The 17,575-nt window shown below is 72.0% G+C and carries 16 protein-coding genes; 7 read left to right on the top strand and 9 right to left on the bottom strand.

Annotation, left to right across the window (positions count from 1 at the left end; all coding sequences use genetic code 11):
* Positions 1 to 118: 118 nt before the first annotated feature.
* From AMK29_RS05445 to AMK29_RS05420, 6 genes are all read right to left on the bottom strand, one after another.
* Positions 119 to 1,429 (bottom strand): DUF58 domain-containing protein, encoded by a 1,311-nt coding sequence (locus AMK29_RS05445; RefSeq protein WP_073808087.1) that lies wholly within the window; start codon positions 1,427 to 1,429, stop codon positions 119 to 121.
* A 13-nt stretch (positions 1,430 to 1,442) separates the two neighbouring features.
* A complete protein-coding gene (locus AMK29_RS05440) occupies positions 1,443 to 2,426 on the bottom strand; it encodes an AAA family ATPase (protein WP_073808084.1) in 984 nt (327 codons plus the stop codon).
* Positions 2,423 to 3,622: a DUF4350 domain-containing protein gene (locus AMK29_RS05435; RefSeq protein WP_073808081.1), complete on the bottom strand. Its 1,200-nt coding sequence runs from the start codon at positions 3,620 to 3,622 to the stop codon at positions 2,423 to 2,425. Before AMK29_RS05435 ends, AMK29_RS05440 begins: the two co-directional genes overlap by 4 nt.
* On the bottom strand, positions 3,619 to 4,311 hold the full coding sequence (locus AMK29_RS05430; protein WP_073808079.1) for a DUF4129 domain-containing protein: 693 nt from the start codon (positions 4,309 to 4,311) through the stop codon (positions 3,619 to 3,621). Before AMK29_RS05430 ends, AMK29_RS05435 begins: the two co-directional genes overlap by 4 nt.
* A 4-nt stretch (positions 4,312 to 4,315) precedes the next feature.
* A complete protein-coding gene (locus tag AMK29_RS05425; RefSeq protein ID WP_073808076.1) occupies positions 4,316 to 5,539 on the bottom strand; it encodes a hypothetical protein in 1,224 nt (407 codons plus the stop codon).
* A gap of 406 nt (positions 5,540 to 5,945) precedes the next feature.
* On the bottom strand, positions 5,946 to 6,590 hold the full coding sequence (locus AMK29_RS05420; RefSeq protein ID WP_073808074.1) for a hypothetical protein: 645 nt from the start codon (positions 6,588 to 6,590) through the stop codon (positions 5,946 to 5,948).
* A gap of 234 nt (positions 6,591 to 6,824) precedes the next feature.
* Between AMK29_RS05420 and AMK29_RS05415 the strand changes: the two genes are divergently transcribed.
* Positions 6,825 to 7,373, top strand: a complete 549-nt coding sequence (locus AMK29_RS05415; RefSeq protein WP_241845112.1) for a potassium channel family protein — start codon at positions 6,825 to 6,827, stop codon at positions 7,371 to 7,373.
* Positions 7,374 to 7,392: 19 nt separating this feature from the next.
* Here the strand turns inward: AMK29_RS05415 and AMK29_RS05410 are convergent, their stop codons facing one another.
* Positions 7,393 to 7,716 carry a carboxymuconolactone decarboxylase family protein gene (locus tag AMK29_RS05410; protein WP_073808071.1) on the bottom strand — a complete coding sequence of 108 codons (324 nt, stop codon included), beginning with the start codon at positions 7,714 to 7,716 and terminating at the stop codon, positions 7,393 to 7,395.
* 392 nt (positions 7,717 to 8,108) lie between these two features.
* Between AMK29_RS05410 and mtrA the strand changes: the two genes are divergently transcribed.
* From mtrA to AMK29_RS05380, 6 genes are all read left to right on the top strand, one after another.
* A complete protein-coding gene (gene mtrA / locus AMK29_RS05405; protein WP_030224028.1) occupies positions 8,109 to 8,786 on the top strand; it encodes a two-component system response regulator MtrA in 678 nt (225 codons plus the stop codon).
* 1 nt (position 8,787) lies between these two features.
* Positions 8,788 to 10,776: an MtrAB system histidine kinase MtrB gene (mtrB, locus tag AMK29_RS05400; RefSeq protein WP_198942174.1), complete on the top strand. Its 1,989-nt coding sequence runs from the start codon at positions 8,788 to 8,790 to the stop codon at positions 10,774 to 10,776.
* Positions 10,777 to 10,894: 118 nt separating this feature from the next.
* Positions 10,895 to 12,676: an LpqB family beta-propeller domain-containing protein gene (locus AMK29_RS05395; protein WP_107422530.1), complete on the top strand. Its 1,782-nt coding sequence runs from the start codon at positions 10,895 to 10,897 to the stop codon at positions 12,674 to 12,676.
* A gap of 166 nt (positions 12,677 to 12,842) precedes the next feature.
* Positions 12,843 to 13,652 carry a ComF family protein gene (locus AMK29_RS05390; RefSeq protein ID WP_073808062.1) on the top strand — a complete coding sequence of 270 codons (810 nt, stop codon included), beginning with the start codon at positions 12,843 to 12,845 and terminating at the stop codon, positions 13,650 to 13,652.
* A gap of 294 nt (positions 13,653 to 13,946) precedes the next feature.
* Positions 13,947 to 14,627, top strand: a complete 681-nt coding sequence (hpf, locus tag AMK29_RS05385) for a ribosome hibernation-promoting factor, HPF/YfiA family (protein ID WP_374423466.1) — start codon at positions 13,947 to 13,949, stop codon at positions 14,625 to 14,627.
* A 210-nt stretch (positions 14,628 to 14,837) separates the two neighbouring features.
* On the top strand, positions 14,838 to 15,590 hold the full coding sequence (locus AMK29_RS05380) for a response regulator (RefSeq protein WP_073808056.1): 753 nt from the start codon (positions 14,838 to 14,840) through the stop codon (positions 15,588 to 15,590).
* Positions 15,591 to 15,606: 16 nt separating this feature from the next.
* Here AMK29_RS05380 and AMK29_RS05375 read toward each other — a convergent pair whose 3' ends face one another.
* Positions 15,607 to 16,803, bottom strand: a complete 1,197-nt coding sequence (locus AMK29_RS05375) for a winged helix-turn-helix domain-containing protein (RefSeq protein WP_073808053.1) — start codon at positions 16,801 to 16,803, stop codon at positions 15,607 to 15,609.
* A 109-nt stretch (positions 16,804 to 16,912) separates the two neighbouring features.
* Positions 16,913 to 17,500 carry a GNAT family N-acetyltransferase gene (locus AMK29_RS05370; RefSeq protein WP_073808050.1) on the bottom strand — a complete coding sequence of 196 codons (588 nt, stop codon included), beginning with the start codon at positions 17,498 to 17,500 and terminating at the stop codon, positions 16,913 to 16,915.
* Positions 17,501 to 17,575: the final 75 nt, after the last annotated feature.

The following is a 17,575-nucleotide window of genomic DNA, read 5'->3' as shown; positions in this document are numbered from 1 at the left end:
AGTAGGACGCCGCCGAACAATCATTGTGGGAAAGCCCCGCACCTTATGGTGCGGGGCTTTTCTGCGTTTACGGGCAGGTTCCCTTCCGTAGGGCCTGTGCCGAGTGATCGCCGATCCGTCAGAGGCGGCCGGCTGCCTTCAGGGCGAGATACGCGTCTGCGAGGGCGGGGGCGAGGGCGTCGGGGGACGCGTCGACGACCGTGACGCCACGGCGCTGGAGTTGTTCCGCCGTGCGGGCACGTTGGGACTGTGTCTGGGTCGCCGCGGCAGCTTCGTACACGCCCTCGATCGAGCCGCGTGCGGCCGCCATCCGGGCGACGTGAGGATCGGACACGGAGGCGACCAGGACGGTGTGGCGCTGGGCGAGCTGCGGCAGGACCGGGAGCAGACCCTCCTCGATGGGGGCCGCGTCGAGGCTCGTCAGCAGGACGATCAGCGAGCGTCGCGGAGCGCGTGCGAGGGCGGTCGCGGCCAGGCCCCGGGCGTCGGTCTCCACCAGCTCGGGTTCGAGTGGGGCGAGGGCGTTGACGACGGCGGGAAGGACGTCGCCGGCGGAACGGCCCTGGACCTGGGCGCGGAGACGTCGGTCGTAGGCGAGGAGGTCCACGCGGTCACCGGCTCGGGACGCGAGCGCGGTGAGGAGGAGCGCCGCGTCCATGGAGGCGTCCAGGCGCGGGACGTCTCCGACGCGGCCGGCCGAGGTGCGGCCGGTGTCGAGGACGATGAGGATGTGGCGGTCCCGCTCCGGGCGCCAGGTGCGGACGGCGACCGTGGTCTGGCGGGCGGTGGCGCGCCAGTCGATCGAGCGGGTGTCGTCGCCGGGCACGTACTCACGGAGGCTGTCGAACTCCGTGCCCTCGCCGCGGGTCAGGACGCTGGTGCGGCCGTCGAGTTCGCGGAGCCTGGCCAGCCGGGACGGGAGGTGCTTGCGGCTGGTGAAGGGCGGCAGGACGCGGACGGTCCAGGGGACTTCGTGGTTGCCCTGGCGGGCTGCCAGGCCGAGGGGGCCGAAGGAGCGGACCGTGACCCTTTCGGCGTGGCGGTCGCCGCGGCGGGTGGGGCGCAGGGTCGTGGTGAGGCGTCGGCGTTCGCCGGCGGGGACGATGAGCCGATGGCGGGAGGCGGCCTGGTCGGTGCCGGGAAGCCAGCTGCTGGGCGGCCAGGCGTCACGGAGCTGGGCACGGAGGGTGCGACGGGACGGGTTGGTGACCGTGAGCTGGACGTCCGCAGCGTCACCGAGTCGAACGGATGTGTCACCACTTCGGGTGAATTGGAGCGTTCGTACTGGCACCGCCAGGGCGTAGTCGCACAGAATTGCGAGGGAGAGGGGCGCGTTCACCGCGAGCATCCCCGCCCAGCTGGGGGCGAGGACGCCGACGGGGAGCGATCCGAGGGCGGCGAGCAGTGCGGTTCGTCCGGTGAGGGCCATGGGGGTGCCCTTCTCAGCGGGGGACGGGGACGTGGGTGAGGATCGAGTTGATCACGGAATCGGGGGTGACCCCCTCCATCTCGGCCTCGGGCCGCAGGTGGATGCGATGGCGCAGGGTGGGGAGAGCGAGGGCCTTCACATCGTCCGGGGTGACATAGTCCCGGCCGGTGAGCCAGGCCCAGGCGCGGGTGGTGGAGAGCAGGGCGGTGGCGCCTCGGGGGGAGACCCCGAGGGCGAGTGAGGGGGATTCACGCGTGGCACGACAGATATCGACGACATAGCCGGCGATCTCGGGGGAGACCGAGACCTTGGCGACGGCGGTCCGGGCGGCTTCGAGTTCGGCGGGACCGGCGACGGGGCGGACGCCGGCGGCCTTCAGGTCGCGGGGGTCGAAGCCCTCGGCGTGACGGGTGAGGACCTGGATCTCGTCCGCGCGTGAGGGCAGAGGGACCGTCAGCTTGAGCAGGAAACGGTCCAGTTGGGCCTCGGGCAGCGGGTAGGTGCCTTCGTACTCGATGGGGTTCTGGGTCGCGGCGACCAGGAAGGGCTCGGGGAGGGGGCGCGGGGTTCCGTCGACCGTGACCTGGCGTTCCTCCATCGCCTCCAGGAGGGACGACTGGGTCTTCGGCGGCGTCCGGTTGATCTCGTCCGCGAGCAGGAGGTTGGTGAAGACCGGGCCGGCCTGGAAGGAGAACTCGGATGTCCGGGTGTCGTAGACCAGGGAGCCGGTGACGTCGCTCGGCATGAGGTCGGGGGTGAACTGGACGCGCTTGGTGTCGAGTTCGAGCGCGGCGGCGAGCGAGCGGACCAGCAGGGTCTTGGCGACGCCGGGAACGCCTTCGAGGAGGACGTGTCCCCGGCAGAGCAGGGCGACGACGAGACCGGTGACGGCGGGGTCCTGGCCGACCACCGCCTTCGCGATCTCGGTGCGCAGGGCCTCCAGGGAGGCGCGGGCGCTGTCCGAGTCCGTGGTGGTCTCGGGGGTCGGGGCGCTCATGAGGTGCGTACCTCTCTTTCGAGGGCGTCGAGTTGGTCCGCCAGGCGGATGAGAGTGATGTCGTCGGTGGGAGCCGGTCCGAAGAGGAGGTGCTTGGGGTCCGCGGTGGTCTCGGGGAGACGGGCGGAGAGTGCGGGGAGGAGGCGCTCGGGGGAGTGGGCGTCCTGGACGGGGACGCCGAGCGCGGGGGCCAGCCGGGTGCGGGTCGCGGTGCGGAGGACGGTGGCGGCGCGGTCGCGGGCGTTCGCCTTGCGGTAGAGGCGGGCTCGGCCTTCGGTTGCCTCGGAGGCGCGGAGGGCGACGGGGAGGCGCTCGGTCACCAGGGGGCCGAGGCGGCGGCCTCTCCAGAGGGCGGCGAGCAGGGCGGCGACGGCGAGTTGGAGCGTGCCCCAGAGCCAGCCGGAGGGGATGAGGGCGAGGAAGTCGCCCGTGGTGTCGTCGTCGGGTGCGTCGGCGGCGGCGGAGGTGTCGGAGAGGGAGGGGAGGTACCAGACGAGATGGGGCCGGGAGCCGAGGAGTTGCAGGGCGAGCGAGGCGTTGCCCTGCTGGTCGAGACGGTCGTTGTAGAGGATGTCGGGCGAGCCGAGGAGGACCGTGTCGGTGGCGCCGGGGCCGGGGACGCGGACCAGGGTCGGCAGGCCGTCGGCGGGGTAGCAGGCGTCGGCCGCGGTGCCGGGGTCGACGAGGTAGCGCTCGCCGCCGAGGTCGGCGCTGCCCGCGCGGGTGGCGGCTTCCAGGGTGCAGGAGGGGGTGCGGTTCTCCGCGGGGACGCTGGTGGCTCCGGTGACGTCCGGGGCCAGAGTGGGGAGGGAGGGGCTGCCGGACCCGATGAGGACGGTACGGCTCGCGGCTTCTGTGATGGCCCGCCGGAGCGTGCTCTGCTGAGCCTCCGTCAGCAGGTCGGGGGAGGTGACCAGGAGGGTGCTGGTGCCGGTGGTCGCGGCCGTGGTCTCGTCGAGGGTGGTGGTGACGGTGACCGTGACGCCGCGGGCCTTGAGGAGTTCGGCGACGGCGCGGCTGCCGTGGGGGTCGGCGGAGCGGGGGTCGAGCGCGCCATGGGAGCCGGTGGACTGGACGGTCGCCAGGACGATGCCGCCGATGAGGACGAGGGCGAGGACGAGGAGCGTGCCGCGGGCACGGGACCAGAGCTGACGGGGGGTGAGCGCGAGGGACGTGGTGCCGGCGGCCGGGTTCATGCGGGCGTCCCCGTGGAGGCGGTGTCGAGGGTGGGGCGGGTCCGCTCCAGGGCGGTGTCCAGTTCCTCGATGCGGCGGTACGCGGGCTCGTCGGCGGTGCGGCCGCCGTATGTGATGTCGTCGAAGGTGCGGGCCGCGAGGCGCAGTTCGTCCGCTCGGGAAGGCAGGGAGCGGCCGGCCTCGGCGGCGGCCTCGTCGGCGGTGCGGCCGGGGCGGGGGTCGAGGAGAGTGCGTTCTTCGAGGGAGCGGACGACGGCCCGCATGCGTTCCTGGACCGCCTGGTTCCAGCGGCCGGCGGAGGCGTGTCGGTCGGCTGCGGCCCGGTGGTCGCGGGCGGTGCGCGGGCCGTCCGCGAAGAGGGAGTCGCCGGTGGTGCCGGGGGCGCGGTGCGGGGTGCCGAGGCGCCACCAGAGTGCGGCCACGAGGGCTGCCGCGAACAGGATGACCACGACGAGACCGACGACGCCGCCGGGGGTGGCCGCGGACGCGGCGGCGAAGAGGTCGCCGAGCCACTCCCAGAAGCGGTCGAGGCCGCGTTGGAGGAGGTTCGGGTCGTTCTCGTGGTACATCGGCCGGGACAGCTCCCGCTCCGCGGCCTCGCGGGCGGGGACGCGGGAGATGTCCACCGGTACGCCGTCATCGGCACGCAGACGTGGAAGTGCCGCGGCCGTTCCCCCCGTGCCCGTCACGGCATCAGCCTCCGACGGTCTGGTCGCCCGGTGCGGGGCCGTAGCCGGGGAGGCCTGCGGCTCGTGCGAGTTCGAGGTCCAGGGCTTCGCGGCGGATGCGCTGGTCCACGTAGAGGAGCACCGTCACTCCGGCGGAGATCGGGTAGGTGACCGCGCTGGTGATCACGCTGCCGATGCCGGTGATGATCAGGAAGGGCCAGCCGAAGGTGGCGGCCTCGCCGGAGAGCAGGCCGGAGAAGCCGTCGCCGTCGACCGCGATGCCGATCATCGCGAACGGGATCGCGATGATCATGGCGAAGACGAAGATCAGCAGCTGGGTGAGAAGGGTGATGCCGAAGATTCGCCACCACGCGCCCTGGACCAGCTTGGCGGAGCGCTTCAGCGACGGGATGACGCCCTGGCGCTCCAGCATCAGGGCGGGGGACGCGAGGCTGAAACGGATCATGAGCCAGACGGCAGCCACGAGGGCGCCCAGGCCGCCGAGAAACACGAGGGCGACGCCCGCGGGGCCGCCGATCAGAAGCCCGGGCAGCACACCGGCGAGGACGACGCCCGCGCTCAGGGCCGCCAGCAGCAGCGTGAGACCGGTGAGCTGGAGCAGGCGGGGGCGGGCCTCCTGCCAGGCGGTGCCCAGCGAGACCGGGCGGCCGAGGACGGCGCGGCTGATGACGACGGTCAGCAGGGCGGCGCAGACCAGGGAGGCCATCAGCGTCACGAGGAGGGCGGGACCGAGACCGAGCAGGGACGACTGAGCCGAGTCGAGGGACTGGTCGAGCACCTCGGCGGGGGTGGCGTCCGGGTTCGTCGCCGGGGCTGCCGGGACGAGATACCGCTGGGCCAGGATGTTGGCGGTCTGGGAGACCACCGCGACGGTCGCCGAGATGGTCAGGACCGTGCGCCAGTACGTCCGAAGCGTCTTCACCGCGCCGTCGAGGATCTCGCCCATGCCCAGCGGGCGCAGCGGGATGACCCCCGGCTTCGCGGCCGGAGGCCGGCCCCAGTGGGCGTTCGGCGGTGGGCCGCCCCAGCCCTGGCCGCGCACCGGAGTGCGCGGCGGGGGCGGGGTCCGGTCGGTCGGTGGGGTCCAGCGGCCGGCGGGCGGCTGGTCCTTGGACCACTGGGGGGCGGAGCCGTTCGCGTCGGCCGGGGCGGGCCGGGGGACCCGGGAGCCGTCCTGGTCGTCGGAGGGGGCGGATCCGGGCGAGGTCCAGCCCGGAGTGTCGTTCACGGTCGTCCACCTCGGAGGAATGGTCGCGGTGCCGGATCGGCGGGCCGGCTCGGTCACGGCGGCCGACACCTGACACGGCGGCGGGCCGGGTGCCATCGTGCCACGCGGGACCCGCCCGTGGGCGGGACGGGTGTCGACCTTCGTACCTTCGTCCGGACCTTCATCGTGCGGGCGGCAGGCTGCCCACTGTGCGGATACCCGATCATCAGGTGCGAACCGCGCGACGGCGGGCCGAGCGGGCCCCGGTCGACGGGGGCGAGGTCCGGGCTGGGGGAGACGCTGTGGGGCAGGTCACAGCAGGTGGCGATCGGATCAGGGTCGGTGCCGAGACTCCGCAGAGTGGCCCGCTGACGCAGTAGCCATCCAGCCGGCCGATCGCGTCGGGGGCGAGAGCACGGTCGGGATGTCACGGTGACGGTGGACTCGTGGGCACTGTCAGGGCGGAGGGAGCCAGGACCCACAGCAAGGCTCGGCCGGTCAGCGGGGTCGTGGCGATCAGGGTCAGGTAGACCTCGATGACGGATCCCCTGCCGGTGAGGACGTCCAGGTCCTCGGAGAGACGCGACAAGAGGTAGATGACGGCGTCGACGATGAGCCAGGAAGCCAGGTTCGCGCCGATCCACCAGGCCCAGCGGCTGGTGACCTTGCGCAGCACCATTGCCTGGGAGAGGCCGAGCAGGGGACCCAGGGCCAGGCTCTGGCTGGCGGCCAGCAGGTAGGCCGTCGAGACATCGTCACCGGACTCCTGGGCCGTGATCACCGCAGGCATGATGACGAGCAACCAGGCCAGCAGCGCCGGGCCGATATTGGCGGTGATCCACACCTTGCGCGGGACGGGGACGCGTTGTCGGACGACGAGCCATTGCAGCGCTCCGAGAGCGCCTCCGAACAGGATGGCCCCGAGAGTGGCGATCACCAGTGCTACGACCAGGTGGCGGCTGACCAGTCTCAGGTTGAGCGCGCCGCTGCCCACCAGTGCCAGTACGAAGCCGACCGTCAGGACGATGACGAACGCGATCGTGTTGTAGCCGATCCACTGCCAGGCGCGCATCCCAGCCGCTCGGTGAGACCGACTTGAGGCCCGAGTCGGAAGCTGCCATCACTCACCCCATCCCGTGTCCTCCGGGGGGAGGACGCCACGTCCCACACGGTCCGCCTTCGGGCGAGGCGGCCATCCCGGTGACCGCCTGGTGCGCCTGCCACCCTGACCGCCGCAGCACGGGGACGTTGAAGCCACGAGCGGATCGGCAACGCGATCACCGCATCGGAGCATCGGGACGGAACCGTGGACACGACCTCACGCAAGAGCCGACGACAGACGTTCCGCGCCTCGCTGCGTTCGCTGCTGACGGCGGGAATCCTCGTCGCCGCCTACTACGTGCTTCCCCTGGATTCGGCCTTCACCGCCGGCACTGTCGTCGCGCTCGTCGGAGGTATGGCGGCGGTGACATCGCTCCTGGCGTGGCAGATCCGAAAGATCACCCGGTCCCCGCGTCCCGAGCTGCGAGCTGCGGAGGCCCTGGGGGCGACGCTCCCGCTCTACCTGCTCCTGTTCGCGACGGCCTACTACCTGATGGAGCGCAGTGTCGCGGGCAGCTTCAGCGAGGCTCTGTCGCGAAGCGACGCGCTGTACTTCACCATGACCGTCTTCAGCACCGTCGGCTTCGGAGACGTCAGCCCACGCAGCGAACCGGCCCGGCTGCTGGTCACAGGCCAGATGACCCTCAACCTGCTGCTGATCGGCGTCGCTGCCCGGCTCCTGGTGTCGGCAGTCGAACAGGGCAGGGTGCAGTCGGGCCGGTCGGGGGCGGGAAGCCGGAGCGAGGGGACGTGATCGTGGGCCGAGGGTCCTGCTATCCCTCGGAGATCTCTGCCTCCGCGACGGCGATGGCGATACCGAGAGCGGCGGCGATGTTGCCGGCCGCCGTCATGACGCGGGCCGTGCCCACGATGGGGGCGATGGCGACCAGGACGTCCTGGAGCCGCTCGGCGGTCACGTCCGCCTGCATGGCCGGGCCGACGTGAGCGGCGTAGGAGATGGGGGGAGCGTCCGAGGCCGCGAGCGCGGCGATACGGGTGAGGATGAGCATGTCTGGCGGCAGGCTGCACCGTTCGATCGAGTCGACGGTCATGGCGGCCAGAGTGTCCAGGACGGGGGTTTCGGATGCTGTGGACATGCGGAATCGCCTCCTGAGGCGATGGCGACATCGAGATCGGGGCGGGGGAGGCGGAGCGGAGAGGCATACACGGGCACCGCGCTCTCTCCTCCCACCGTAGGAGCATTCCGAGTGGGGCGCCCGGGGAGCCCCACGCCGAGTGGAGTGCTCGGAGACGCCTCGGTGTCGTGGCTCTCCACTGGCCGATGTGGCCACTCTCGACCGTAGGCCGAAGCCAGCCGCGCGGGGTACGGTTCTGGGCGACCACGGGGGCCACGGGGGTGACATCCATGACTGACATCAACACCCACGGACACGGACGGTCATCAGTAGCCGATCCGGACGATGCCGCAGGTCAGTGAGGTATCTCACCAGCCGCCTTACGACTGATACGGAAATGGGATGATGTCGATATGAAGGGACGCGTTCTTGTCGTCGACGACGACACCGCACTGGCCGAGATGCTCGGCATCGTGCTGCGGGGTGAAGGGTTCGAGCCGTCGTTCGTCGCGGACGGTGACAAGGCGCTTGCCGCATTCCGGGAGGCCAAGCCTGACCTGGTGCTGCTCGACCTGATGCTGCCCGGTAGGGACGGCATCGAGGTGTGCCGCCTGATCAGGGCCGAGTCGGGTGTGCCGATCGTCATGCTCACGGCCAAGAGCGACACGGTGGACATCGTCGTGGGCCTGGAGTCCGGGGCCGACGACTACATCGTGAAGCCGTTCAAGCCGAAGGAGCTCGTCGCCCGTATCCGGGCGCGGCTGCGGCGTTCCGAGGAGCCGGCTCCGGAGCAGCTCACCATCGGTGACCTCGTCATCGACGTGGCCGGGCACTCCGTGAAGCGGGAGGGGCAGTCCATCGCCCTGACCCCGCTCGAGTTCGATCTGCTCGTCGCGCTCGCGCGCAAGCCGTGGCAGGTCTTCACCCGGGAGGTCCTGCTGGAGCAGGTCTGGGGCTACCGGCACGCGGCCGACACCCGGCTGGTGAACGTGCATGTCCAGCGGCTGCGCTCGAAGGTCGAGAAGGACCCGGAGCGCCCGGAGATCGTGGTGACCGTCCGGGGTGTCGGGTACAAGGCGGGGCCGAGCTGACATGAGCAAGGGCAGTGCTGCTCCGAAGCCCGGGGACCCGGGAGTCCGTACGGGGCGGGCTGCCGGACCGAGGCGGGGGGGCTCGCGTTCCGGCCGTCTGCCTCGTGGTGGACGGTTCTTCCGGGACGGGGCGCCGGGTGGACCGGTGCTCCGGCTCTTCGCGCGCTGGGTGCGCCGGCCGTTGCTGCCCGCTCTGCGGCTGTGGCGACGGAACATCCAGCTGAGGATCGTCGCGGGCACCCTGCTGATGTCGCTCGGGGTCGTGCTGCTGCTCGGCCTGGTCGTCATCGGTCAGGTGCGCAACGGTCTGCTCGACGCCAAGGAGAGGGCCGCCCAGAGCCAGGCCGCGGGGGGCTTCTCCGCCGCCCAGGACAGGGCGGCGACCACCTCGTCGGCGCCCGGTCAGCAGGTCGGCGGGCGGACCGGTTCCTCGGTGAACTGGCGCTCCACCCTGGTCGAGCAACTCGCCAGTGGTGGTCAGAGCGCCTTCAACGTGGTGGCGCTCTCCCTCGACACCGACGACACCGCGAGTCGCGGGGTGCGGGCCTCCGGTGAGGTCGACCCGGCCACGAGCATCCCCGCCGACCTGCGGCTCTCGGTCGCCCAGGGCGCGGACACCTTCCAGAAGTTCACCAAGATCCACTACACGAGTGGCAAGGCGTCCGAGGCCGGTCTGGTGATCGGCAAGCGGCTGAACGACGCCGACGGCACCCAGTACGAGCTGTACTACCTGTTTCCGCTGACCCAGGAGGAGGACTCCCTCACCCTGGTCAAGGGCACTCTGGCGACCGCGGGCCTGTTCGTCGTGGTGCTGCTCGGGGCCATCGCCTGGCTCATGGTGCGCCAGGTCGTCACGCCGGTGCGGATGGCCGCCGGGATCGCCGAGCGGCTCTCGGCCGGCCGGCTCCAGGAACGGATGAAGGTCACCGGCGAGGACGACATCGCCCGCCTGGGTGAGGCCTTCAACAAGATGGCGCAGAACCTCCAGCTCAAGATCCAGCAGCTGGAGGAGTTGTCGCGGATGCAGCGGCGGTTCGTCTCGGACGTCTCGCACGAGCTGCGCACCCCGCTCACCACGGTCCGGATGGCCGCCGACGTCATCCACGAGGCACGGGTCGACTTCGACCCCGTGACCGCCCGTTCCGCCGAACTCCTCGGCGATCAGCTCGACCGCTTCGAGTCGCTGCTCTCCGACCTCCTGGAGATCAGCCGCTTCGACGCGGGCGCGGCGGCCCTGGAAGCCGAGCCGATAGACCTGCGGCAGGTCGTGCGCCGGGTGATCGGCGGTGCCGAACCCCTGGCCGAGCGCAAGGGGACCCGGATCGTGGTCGTCGGGGACCAGCAGCCCGTGGTGGCCGAGGCGGATGCACGCCGGGTCGAGCGGGTGCTGCGCAACCTCGTCGTCAACGCCGTCGAGCACGGCGAGGGCCGGGACGTGGTGGTGAAACTGGCCGCCGCGGGCGGAGCCGTCGCCGTCGCGGTGCGCGACTACGGCGTCGGACTGAAGCCGGGCGAGGCGACCCGGGTGTTCAACCGGTTCTGGCGGGCCGATCCCGCGCGGGCGAGGACCACGGGCGGCACCGGCCTCGGGCTGTCCATCGCGGTCGAGGACGCCCGGCTGCACGGTGGCTGGCTCCAGGCCTGGGGCGAGGCCGGTGGCGGCTCGCAGTTCCGGCTCACCCTGCCGCGTACGGCGGACGAGCCGCTGCGGGGCTCCCCGATCCCCCTGGAGCCCGAGGACTCGCGTCGCAACCGGGAGCAGACGGCCGTCGCGCACACGCAGGAGGGCGCACGCCGCACGGCGGTGCCGGCGCAGTCCGTCGGCGACCGGACGCAGCTGTCCGTACCGCCGAGGCTGCCGGTGCCGGCGGCGTCCGTCGACCCGACGGCCCTGCCCGGCAGCGGTGCCCGGGTGGTGGCGCGCGCGGCGACGGACGGCGACGGCGGTAACGGGAACGTGGAGCGGGAGGACGGGACACGTGGGCGTTGACTCCCGAGTGGGGCACGCGGGGTGGGACTTCCGAGAAGGACGGGCGGTACGGGCGCGGAGCACGCGCGTCCTGGTGCTGGCCGCGTGCGGCGGGCTGCTTGCGACCGGCTGCGCGACGATGCCCGACAGCGGCGAGGTGCAGACGGTCAAGGGCGCCAACCAGGGTGACTCGCAGGTGCGGGTCTACGCCGTGGCGCCCCGGGAGAACGCGGACCCGGACGAGATCGTGGACGGCTTCCTCGAAGCCATGACCAGTGACGACCCCGGCTTCGCCACCGCCCGCAAGTACCTGACGAAGCAGGCCGCGCGGACCTGGAAGCCGGAGGAGAGCATCACCGTGCTCACCACCGCGCCCGCCCGCGACGCGGCCGACCGCAATGCCGACCCCGACAACGAGGGCCGCGCCTACCCGCTCTCCGGCCGCAAGATCGCGACCGTGGACGCCCGTCACGCGTACCAGCCGAACAGCCCCGCGCCCTACCTGCAGTCGATCCATGTCGTGCAGCAGCCCGCCGCCGACGGCAAGGGCAAGGAGTGGCGCATCGACAGCCTGCCGCCCGGCCTGGTGCTCGGCGAGGCCGACTTCCTGCGCAACTACCGGTCGGTCAACAAGTACTACTTCGCCTCCGGGGAGGACTGGGTCGTCGCCGACCCCGTCTACATCCGGCAGCGGCAGGACCCCGTCACCCGGATGGACTCGGTGACGCAGACGGTCAAGGCGCTCCTCGAAGGCCCCACGAACTGGCTGAAGCCGGCCGTGGACTCCCGCTTCCCGTCCGGTACGGAGCTGGCGAAGGGCGTCACGACGCTGACGACCGACGACCAGTCCACGCTGAAGGTGCCCCTGAACGCCAGGGCGGACCAGGTCGGCGGCGAGGCGTGTCGGCGGATGGCGGCGCAGCTGCTGTTCACGCTGGGCGACCTGACCTCCGTACGCGTCGAGCAGGTGGAGCTCGTGGGGTCGAAGGGCCAGTCGCTGTGCCGCCTCGGCAAGGGGCAGAAGTCCGAGTTCGCCGCCGTCCGGAACACGGAACGGCAGGAGAACCCGTACTTCGTCGACGACCACAACAGGCTGATGATGCTGATCGTCGGCGCCAAGGAGGCGAACACACCCGTCGAGGTGCCCGGTCCGCTCGGCAAGGGCACGACGCCGCTCCGGTCGGTCGCCGTCGACCGGGGCGAGACCCGCGCCGCCGCCGTCGGGGAGAGCGGCCGGGACCTGTTCGTCTCGTCCATCACCACGGAGCAGGACTCCCTGCCCGCGGTCCTGACCAGCAAGGCCGCCCGACCCGCCGACCGGCTGTCCGCGCCCAGCTGGGACGGTCGGGGCGACCTGTGGGTCGCCGACCGCGATCCCGCCGCGCCGCAGCTGTGGATGGTGCCCGACGGCACCGGTGAGCCCGTCAAGGTGCGGACGCCGTGGCTGGGGGACGACGCCAGGATCGAGTCGCTGCGGGTCTCCGCCGACGGGGTCCGGATCGCTCTGCTCGTCACCCGCGACGGGCGTACGACCCTGCAGATCGGCCGGATCCAGCGGCAGACGACGGGTGAGAACCCGGTCGTCTCGGTGCTCGACCTCCAGCCCGCCGCGCCCCGGATGGAGTCGGTGACGGCCGTCTCCTGGGCCGGGCCGAGCCGGCTCGTGGTCGTCGGCAGGGAAGCCGGCGGGGTCCAGCAGATCCGCTATCTGCAGACGGACGGCTCGACCTCGGCGACCTCGGTGCTCCCCGGTCTGAACGGGGTGACGTCGGTCGCGGCGCCGCACGGCGACTCGGTGCCGCACGACGATTCCGCGCCGGTGGTCGCCGACTCCGGCGACGACGGCATCGTCCGGCTCGCCCCGGGCACGAACTGGCAGCCGGTGGTCAAGGACGGCAGCTCGCCCGTCTACCCGGGATAGCGGGAGCGCGCCGCAGGGTCACCGGGGCAGCGGGCGCGCCCCGAGCCGGAGGACCTGACGTATTCGGGCGCCTCCGCGAGGTCCCTCGGACGCCCCGGCGGAAGCCGGGTTCGCGGGGTTTTCCACAGGGGTGGCCCGGGGGCCGTGCAGGGCGCAGAGTGGAGCCATGCGGGGGTGGTGGCGCGAGATCGCCGGGCTGGTGCTGCCGGTCGCCTGCGGAGGCTGCGGCAGGCCGCGTACGGAGCTGTGCGCCTCCTGCGCGGCCGTCCTGGTCGGGGCGGAGCCGGGGCCGCGCCGGGTGCGGCCCTCGCCCGAACCCGCCGGGCTGCCCGTGGTCCACGCCGTCGCGCCGTACGCCGACGCCGTGCGGGAACTGCTCCTCGCCCACAAGGAACGCGGGGCGCTCGCCCTGGCCCGGCCCCTGGGTGGCGCGCTGGCCCGCGCCGTGGAGGCCGCCGACGGGGGCACAGGCGGCTCTTCACCGGTTCCGCTGTTCCTCGTACCGGTGCCGTCCTCGCGGCGCTCCGTGCGGGCGCGTGGCCATGATCCGACGCGACGGATCGCGCTGGCGGCGGCGGCCCGGCTGCGGTCGGCGGGGCGGCGGGCGCGGGTCGTGCCCGTGCTGCGTCAGCGGCGGTACGTGGCGGACCAGGCGGGTCTCCGGGCACACGGACGGCTCGCGAACCTCTCCGGCGCACTGGAGGTCGCGCCGGGCGGGGGACGGCTGCTGACGACGGGAAAGGTGGTGCTCGTGGACGACCTGATGACCACGGGCGCCTCGCTGGCGGAGGCGGCGCGCGCCCTCGGAGCCGTACACCATCCGTTCGTTCCTGAATTACCGCACGGTTTACCGGGCGGTCCGGCGCAGCATGGATTCGAACAGCGGGCGGCGGCCGTGATCGCATCCTCTCCCGCTTCGTTCGAATTAAACCGGAACTCGTCGGGGAGTTGGATCGTTGCAGGTGGTGAGAGGTGAAAGCACCCGTACGGAGGTATGTCGCGGTAGCGGGTGCCGACACCCGTCCGAAGGGGCTATGTTCGGTTGTGAGGAATGGTGGAAGCCACCGCCTCGACGAATAATGGTTGCGCCTGCAGGACAGGAGTTCAGAGCGAATTAACCTCTTGTCGATGGGGTGGGGATCTTGTCGGCTGGGGAGGAGGAGGTGAAAGTCGCCTAGTCCGAGCTCCGGTAATCCACCGGAGTCTGGTGCAAAGGGAGATGCCCGGCGGCCGAGGAGCCGATCAGGGCGATCCGGGAACGGAGTTCTGCGTGGACATCGTCGTCAAGGGCCGCAAGACCGAGGTGCCCGAGCGGTTCCGCAAGCACGTGGCCGAGAAGCTGAAGCTGGAGAAGATCCAGAAGCTCGACGGCAAGGTGATCAGCCTCGACGTCGAGGTGTCCAAGGAACACAACCCGCGGCAGGCCGACAGGTCCGACCGCGTCGAGATCACCCTCCACTCCCGAGGCCCGGTGATCCGGGCGGAAGCGGCGGCAGGCGACCCGTACGCAGCGCTCGACCTCGCGAGCGACAAGCTCGAGGCGCGACTGCGCAAGCAGCACGACAAGCGGTACACCCGCCGTGGAAACGGCAGGCTTTCGGCGGCGGAGGTCGGGGACGTGGTGCCCGGCGCCGCCCAGCTCAACGGAGACGGCCAGCTCGTCGCCGACGAGTCCGACAAGGTGCCCACCACGATGATGGGCTCGATCGAAGTGCAGGGCGAGGGCCCGCTGGTGGTCCGCGAGAAGACCCACAAGGCCGCCCCCATGACGCTGGACCAGGCGCTCTACGAGATGGAGCTGGTCGGACACGACTTCTATCTCTTCGTCGACTCCGACACCAAGCAGCCGAGCGTCGTCTACCGGCGACACGCCTACGACTACGGCGTCATCCATCTGGAGAGCGACCCGCTCGCCGAGGGCCGCGGCGCAGGCGGCGCGCTCGGCGGCTGACGGCCGGCCCCGCGCACCTCACCCTCCTCGGTCGTCCCTCACGGTGCCCCTGGAGCGCTCTCGGCGCCCCCAGGGGCACCCCCGTGCGTCCGTGGATCACGCCGTCGCCGCCCGGGCATGAAATCATGGCGTGCACGCCAACCGGTGCTCTCCGAGTACCGGTTGGGGACCGGAAACGAATTCAGGCCACGGCCTTCAGGGGGAGGAACGATGGCGGACAGCTTCGGGCCGGTGCTCAGCGGGCGCGAGCACGGTAATGCGGTCCCGGAGGGATCGGATTCGGACAGTGGCACATTCCGCAAGGAGCCCATCCGGGTCCTTGTCGTGGACGACCACGCCCTCTTCCGCCGCGGACTGGAGATCGTCCTCGCGCAGGAGGAGGACATCCAGGTCGTCGGAGAGGCCGGCGACGGGGCGGAGGCGGTCGACAAGGCCGCCGATCTGCTGCCCGACATCGTCCTGATGGACGTACGGATGCCCCGGCGCGGCGGCATCGAGGCGTGCACCTCCATCAAGGAGGTGGCCCCCAGCGCGAAGATCATCATGCTGACGATCAGTGACGAGGAGGCCGACCTCTACGACGCGATCAAGGCGGGCGCCACCGGCTACCTCCTCAAGGAGATCTCCACCGACGAGGTGGCGACGGCCATCCGGGCGGTCGCGGACGGGCAGTCGCAGATCAGCCCCTCGATGGCGTCGAAGCTCCTCACCGAGTTCAAGTCGATGATCCAGCGCACCGACGAGCGCCGGCTCGTGCCCGCGCCCCGGCTGACCGACCGTGAGCTGGAGGTGCTCAAGCTCGTCGCGACCGGGATGAACAACCGGGACATCGCCAAGGAGCTGTTCATCTCGGAGAACACCGTGAAGAACCACGTCCGGAACATCCTGGAGAAGCTCCAGCTCCACTCCCGGATGGAGGCCGTGGTCTACGCGATGCGGGAGAAGATCCTCGAGATCCGCTGACCGCCCCTCCGGGCGCTCAGGCCAGGGCCCGGACCAGCTCCGGCGCCAGGCCGGGGTGGTTCATCCGGTCCGGCACCACCGACACCGCGTCGCAGCCGACCCACGCGGCCGCCTCGCGCAGCGCCGCCGCCACCGCCGGCACGGCCTTCGGGCCGTCCAGCGTCACCTGCCGGGCGACGAGCGTCCTGCCCTCGCGCGCGGGGTCCACGCGGCCGACCAGCCGGCCCCCGGCGAGGACCGGCATCGCGAAGTAGCCGTGCACCCGCTTCTGCTTCGGCACGTAGGCCTCCAGGCGGTGGGTGAAGCCGAAGATCCGCTCCGTGCGGGCCCGCTCCCAGATCAGCGAGTCGAACGGCGAGAGCAGGGTCGTACGGTGCCGGCCCCGGGGCTCCGAGGCCAGCGCCGCCGGGTCCGCCCAGGCGGGCTTCCCCCAGCCCGCCACCGTGACGGGGACCAGCCCCGCTGCCTCGACCACGGCGTCGAACTGCTCGCCCTTGATCCGGTGGTAGTCGGCGATGTCCGCGCGCGTGCCCACCCCCAGCGCCTCCCCGGCCTGCCGCACCAGGCGCCGCACGCACTCGGCGTCGTCCAGGTCGTCGTGGAGGAGGTCCTGCGGGATCGCCCGCTCGGCCAGGTCGTAGACCCGCTTCCAGCCGCGCCGCTCGACCACCACCACCTCGCCGTGCATCAGGGCGCGCTCGACGGCGATCTTGGCGTCGGACCAGTCCCACCACTCGCCCTTGTTCTTGGCGCCGCCCAGCTCGGTCGCCGTCTGCGGCCCCTCGGTGCGCAGCTGGTCGATCACCTTGTCGTACGCGCCCGCCGACAGCTCGTGGTGCCAGTGCGGGCGGTCGCGGTAGGCGCGGCGGCGGAAGGCGAAGTGCGGCCACTCCTCGACGGGCAGGATGCAGGCCGCGTGCGACCAGTACTCGAAGGCGTGGGGCCGTGTCGCGGACGCGCCGCCGGGCGCGCCGGACCAGTAGGCCTGCTCGACCGTCGTACGGCCGACGGCGCCCAGGCGCGCGTACGGAATGAGCTCGTGCGAACGGGCGAGGACGGAGATGGTGTCGAGCTGGACCTGGCCGAGGCCGCGCAGCACCCCGCGCACCCCGGCGCGACGGTCGGGCGCGCCCAGGAAGCCCTGGGCGCGCAACGCGATCCGGCGGGCTTCGTCGGCGGACAGTTCGGCGGCGGGGCGCGGCACAGTCGTCATGCACCGCACCCTAGGCCCCGGCACTGACAACCGGCCCCGGGCCGAACGTCCGGGCCAGGTGGGCAGGTCGGGGGCCGGGGGCCGGGCGGACGCAGGCCCCGGGCGGGCGTCAGGCCTCGGCGGGCTGGTCGCGGGCCGCGAGGTACGGCAGCGGGCTCGGGAGGCCGAAGTCGGAGGGGAGCAGGGCGCCGACCCAGGCGTCCCTGAGCGTGCCCTTGTTGGTGAGGCCGGCGCGCTGGGCGCCCTCCATCACGAAGCCGACGCGCTCGGCCACCGCGCGCGAGCCGGTGTTGCCCACCTCGGCGCGCCACACCAGGCGGGTGCAGCCGAGCGCGGTGAAGGCCCAGTGGGCGAGGGCCCGGACGGTCTCCGTCATGTAGCCGCTGCCCCGGTGCTCCCTGCCCAGCCAGTAGCCGACCTCCCAGACGCCCGTGCCGCGATCGGTCAGGGAGACGGCGGCGAGCAGCGGGCCGCCGGCCAGCGGTTCGACGACGAAGGAGTAGTCGGTGTCCTCGCGCCAGCCGTCGGGCACGAGCCGGTTCAGGAAGAACTCGGCGTCCTGACGCGTGTAGGGGTCGGGGACGACGGTCCAGCGCCGGATGGCAGGGTCCTGACAGATGGCGTACACCGCGTCGGCGTCCTCCGGAACGGGGTTCCGCAGCCGCAGGCGGTCGGTGGTGAGGGTGATCGGCTCCATGACTGGATTGTGGTGAGACCCCGGACCGGAAGCGAACACTTTTCGGATGGGGCGGCACCTTCCGCCCACCTCGTG

It is taken from the genome of Streptomyces sp. CB02261 (assembly GCF_001905665.1).
GTDB lineage: Bacteria > Actinomycetota > Actinomycetes > Streptomycetales > Streptomycetaceae > Streptomyces.
The sequence above is the reverse complement of the archived record's forward strand: the minus strand, read 5'-3'. Positions and strand labels throughout refer to the sequence as shown.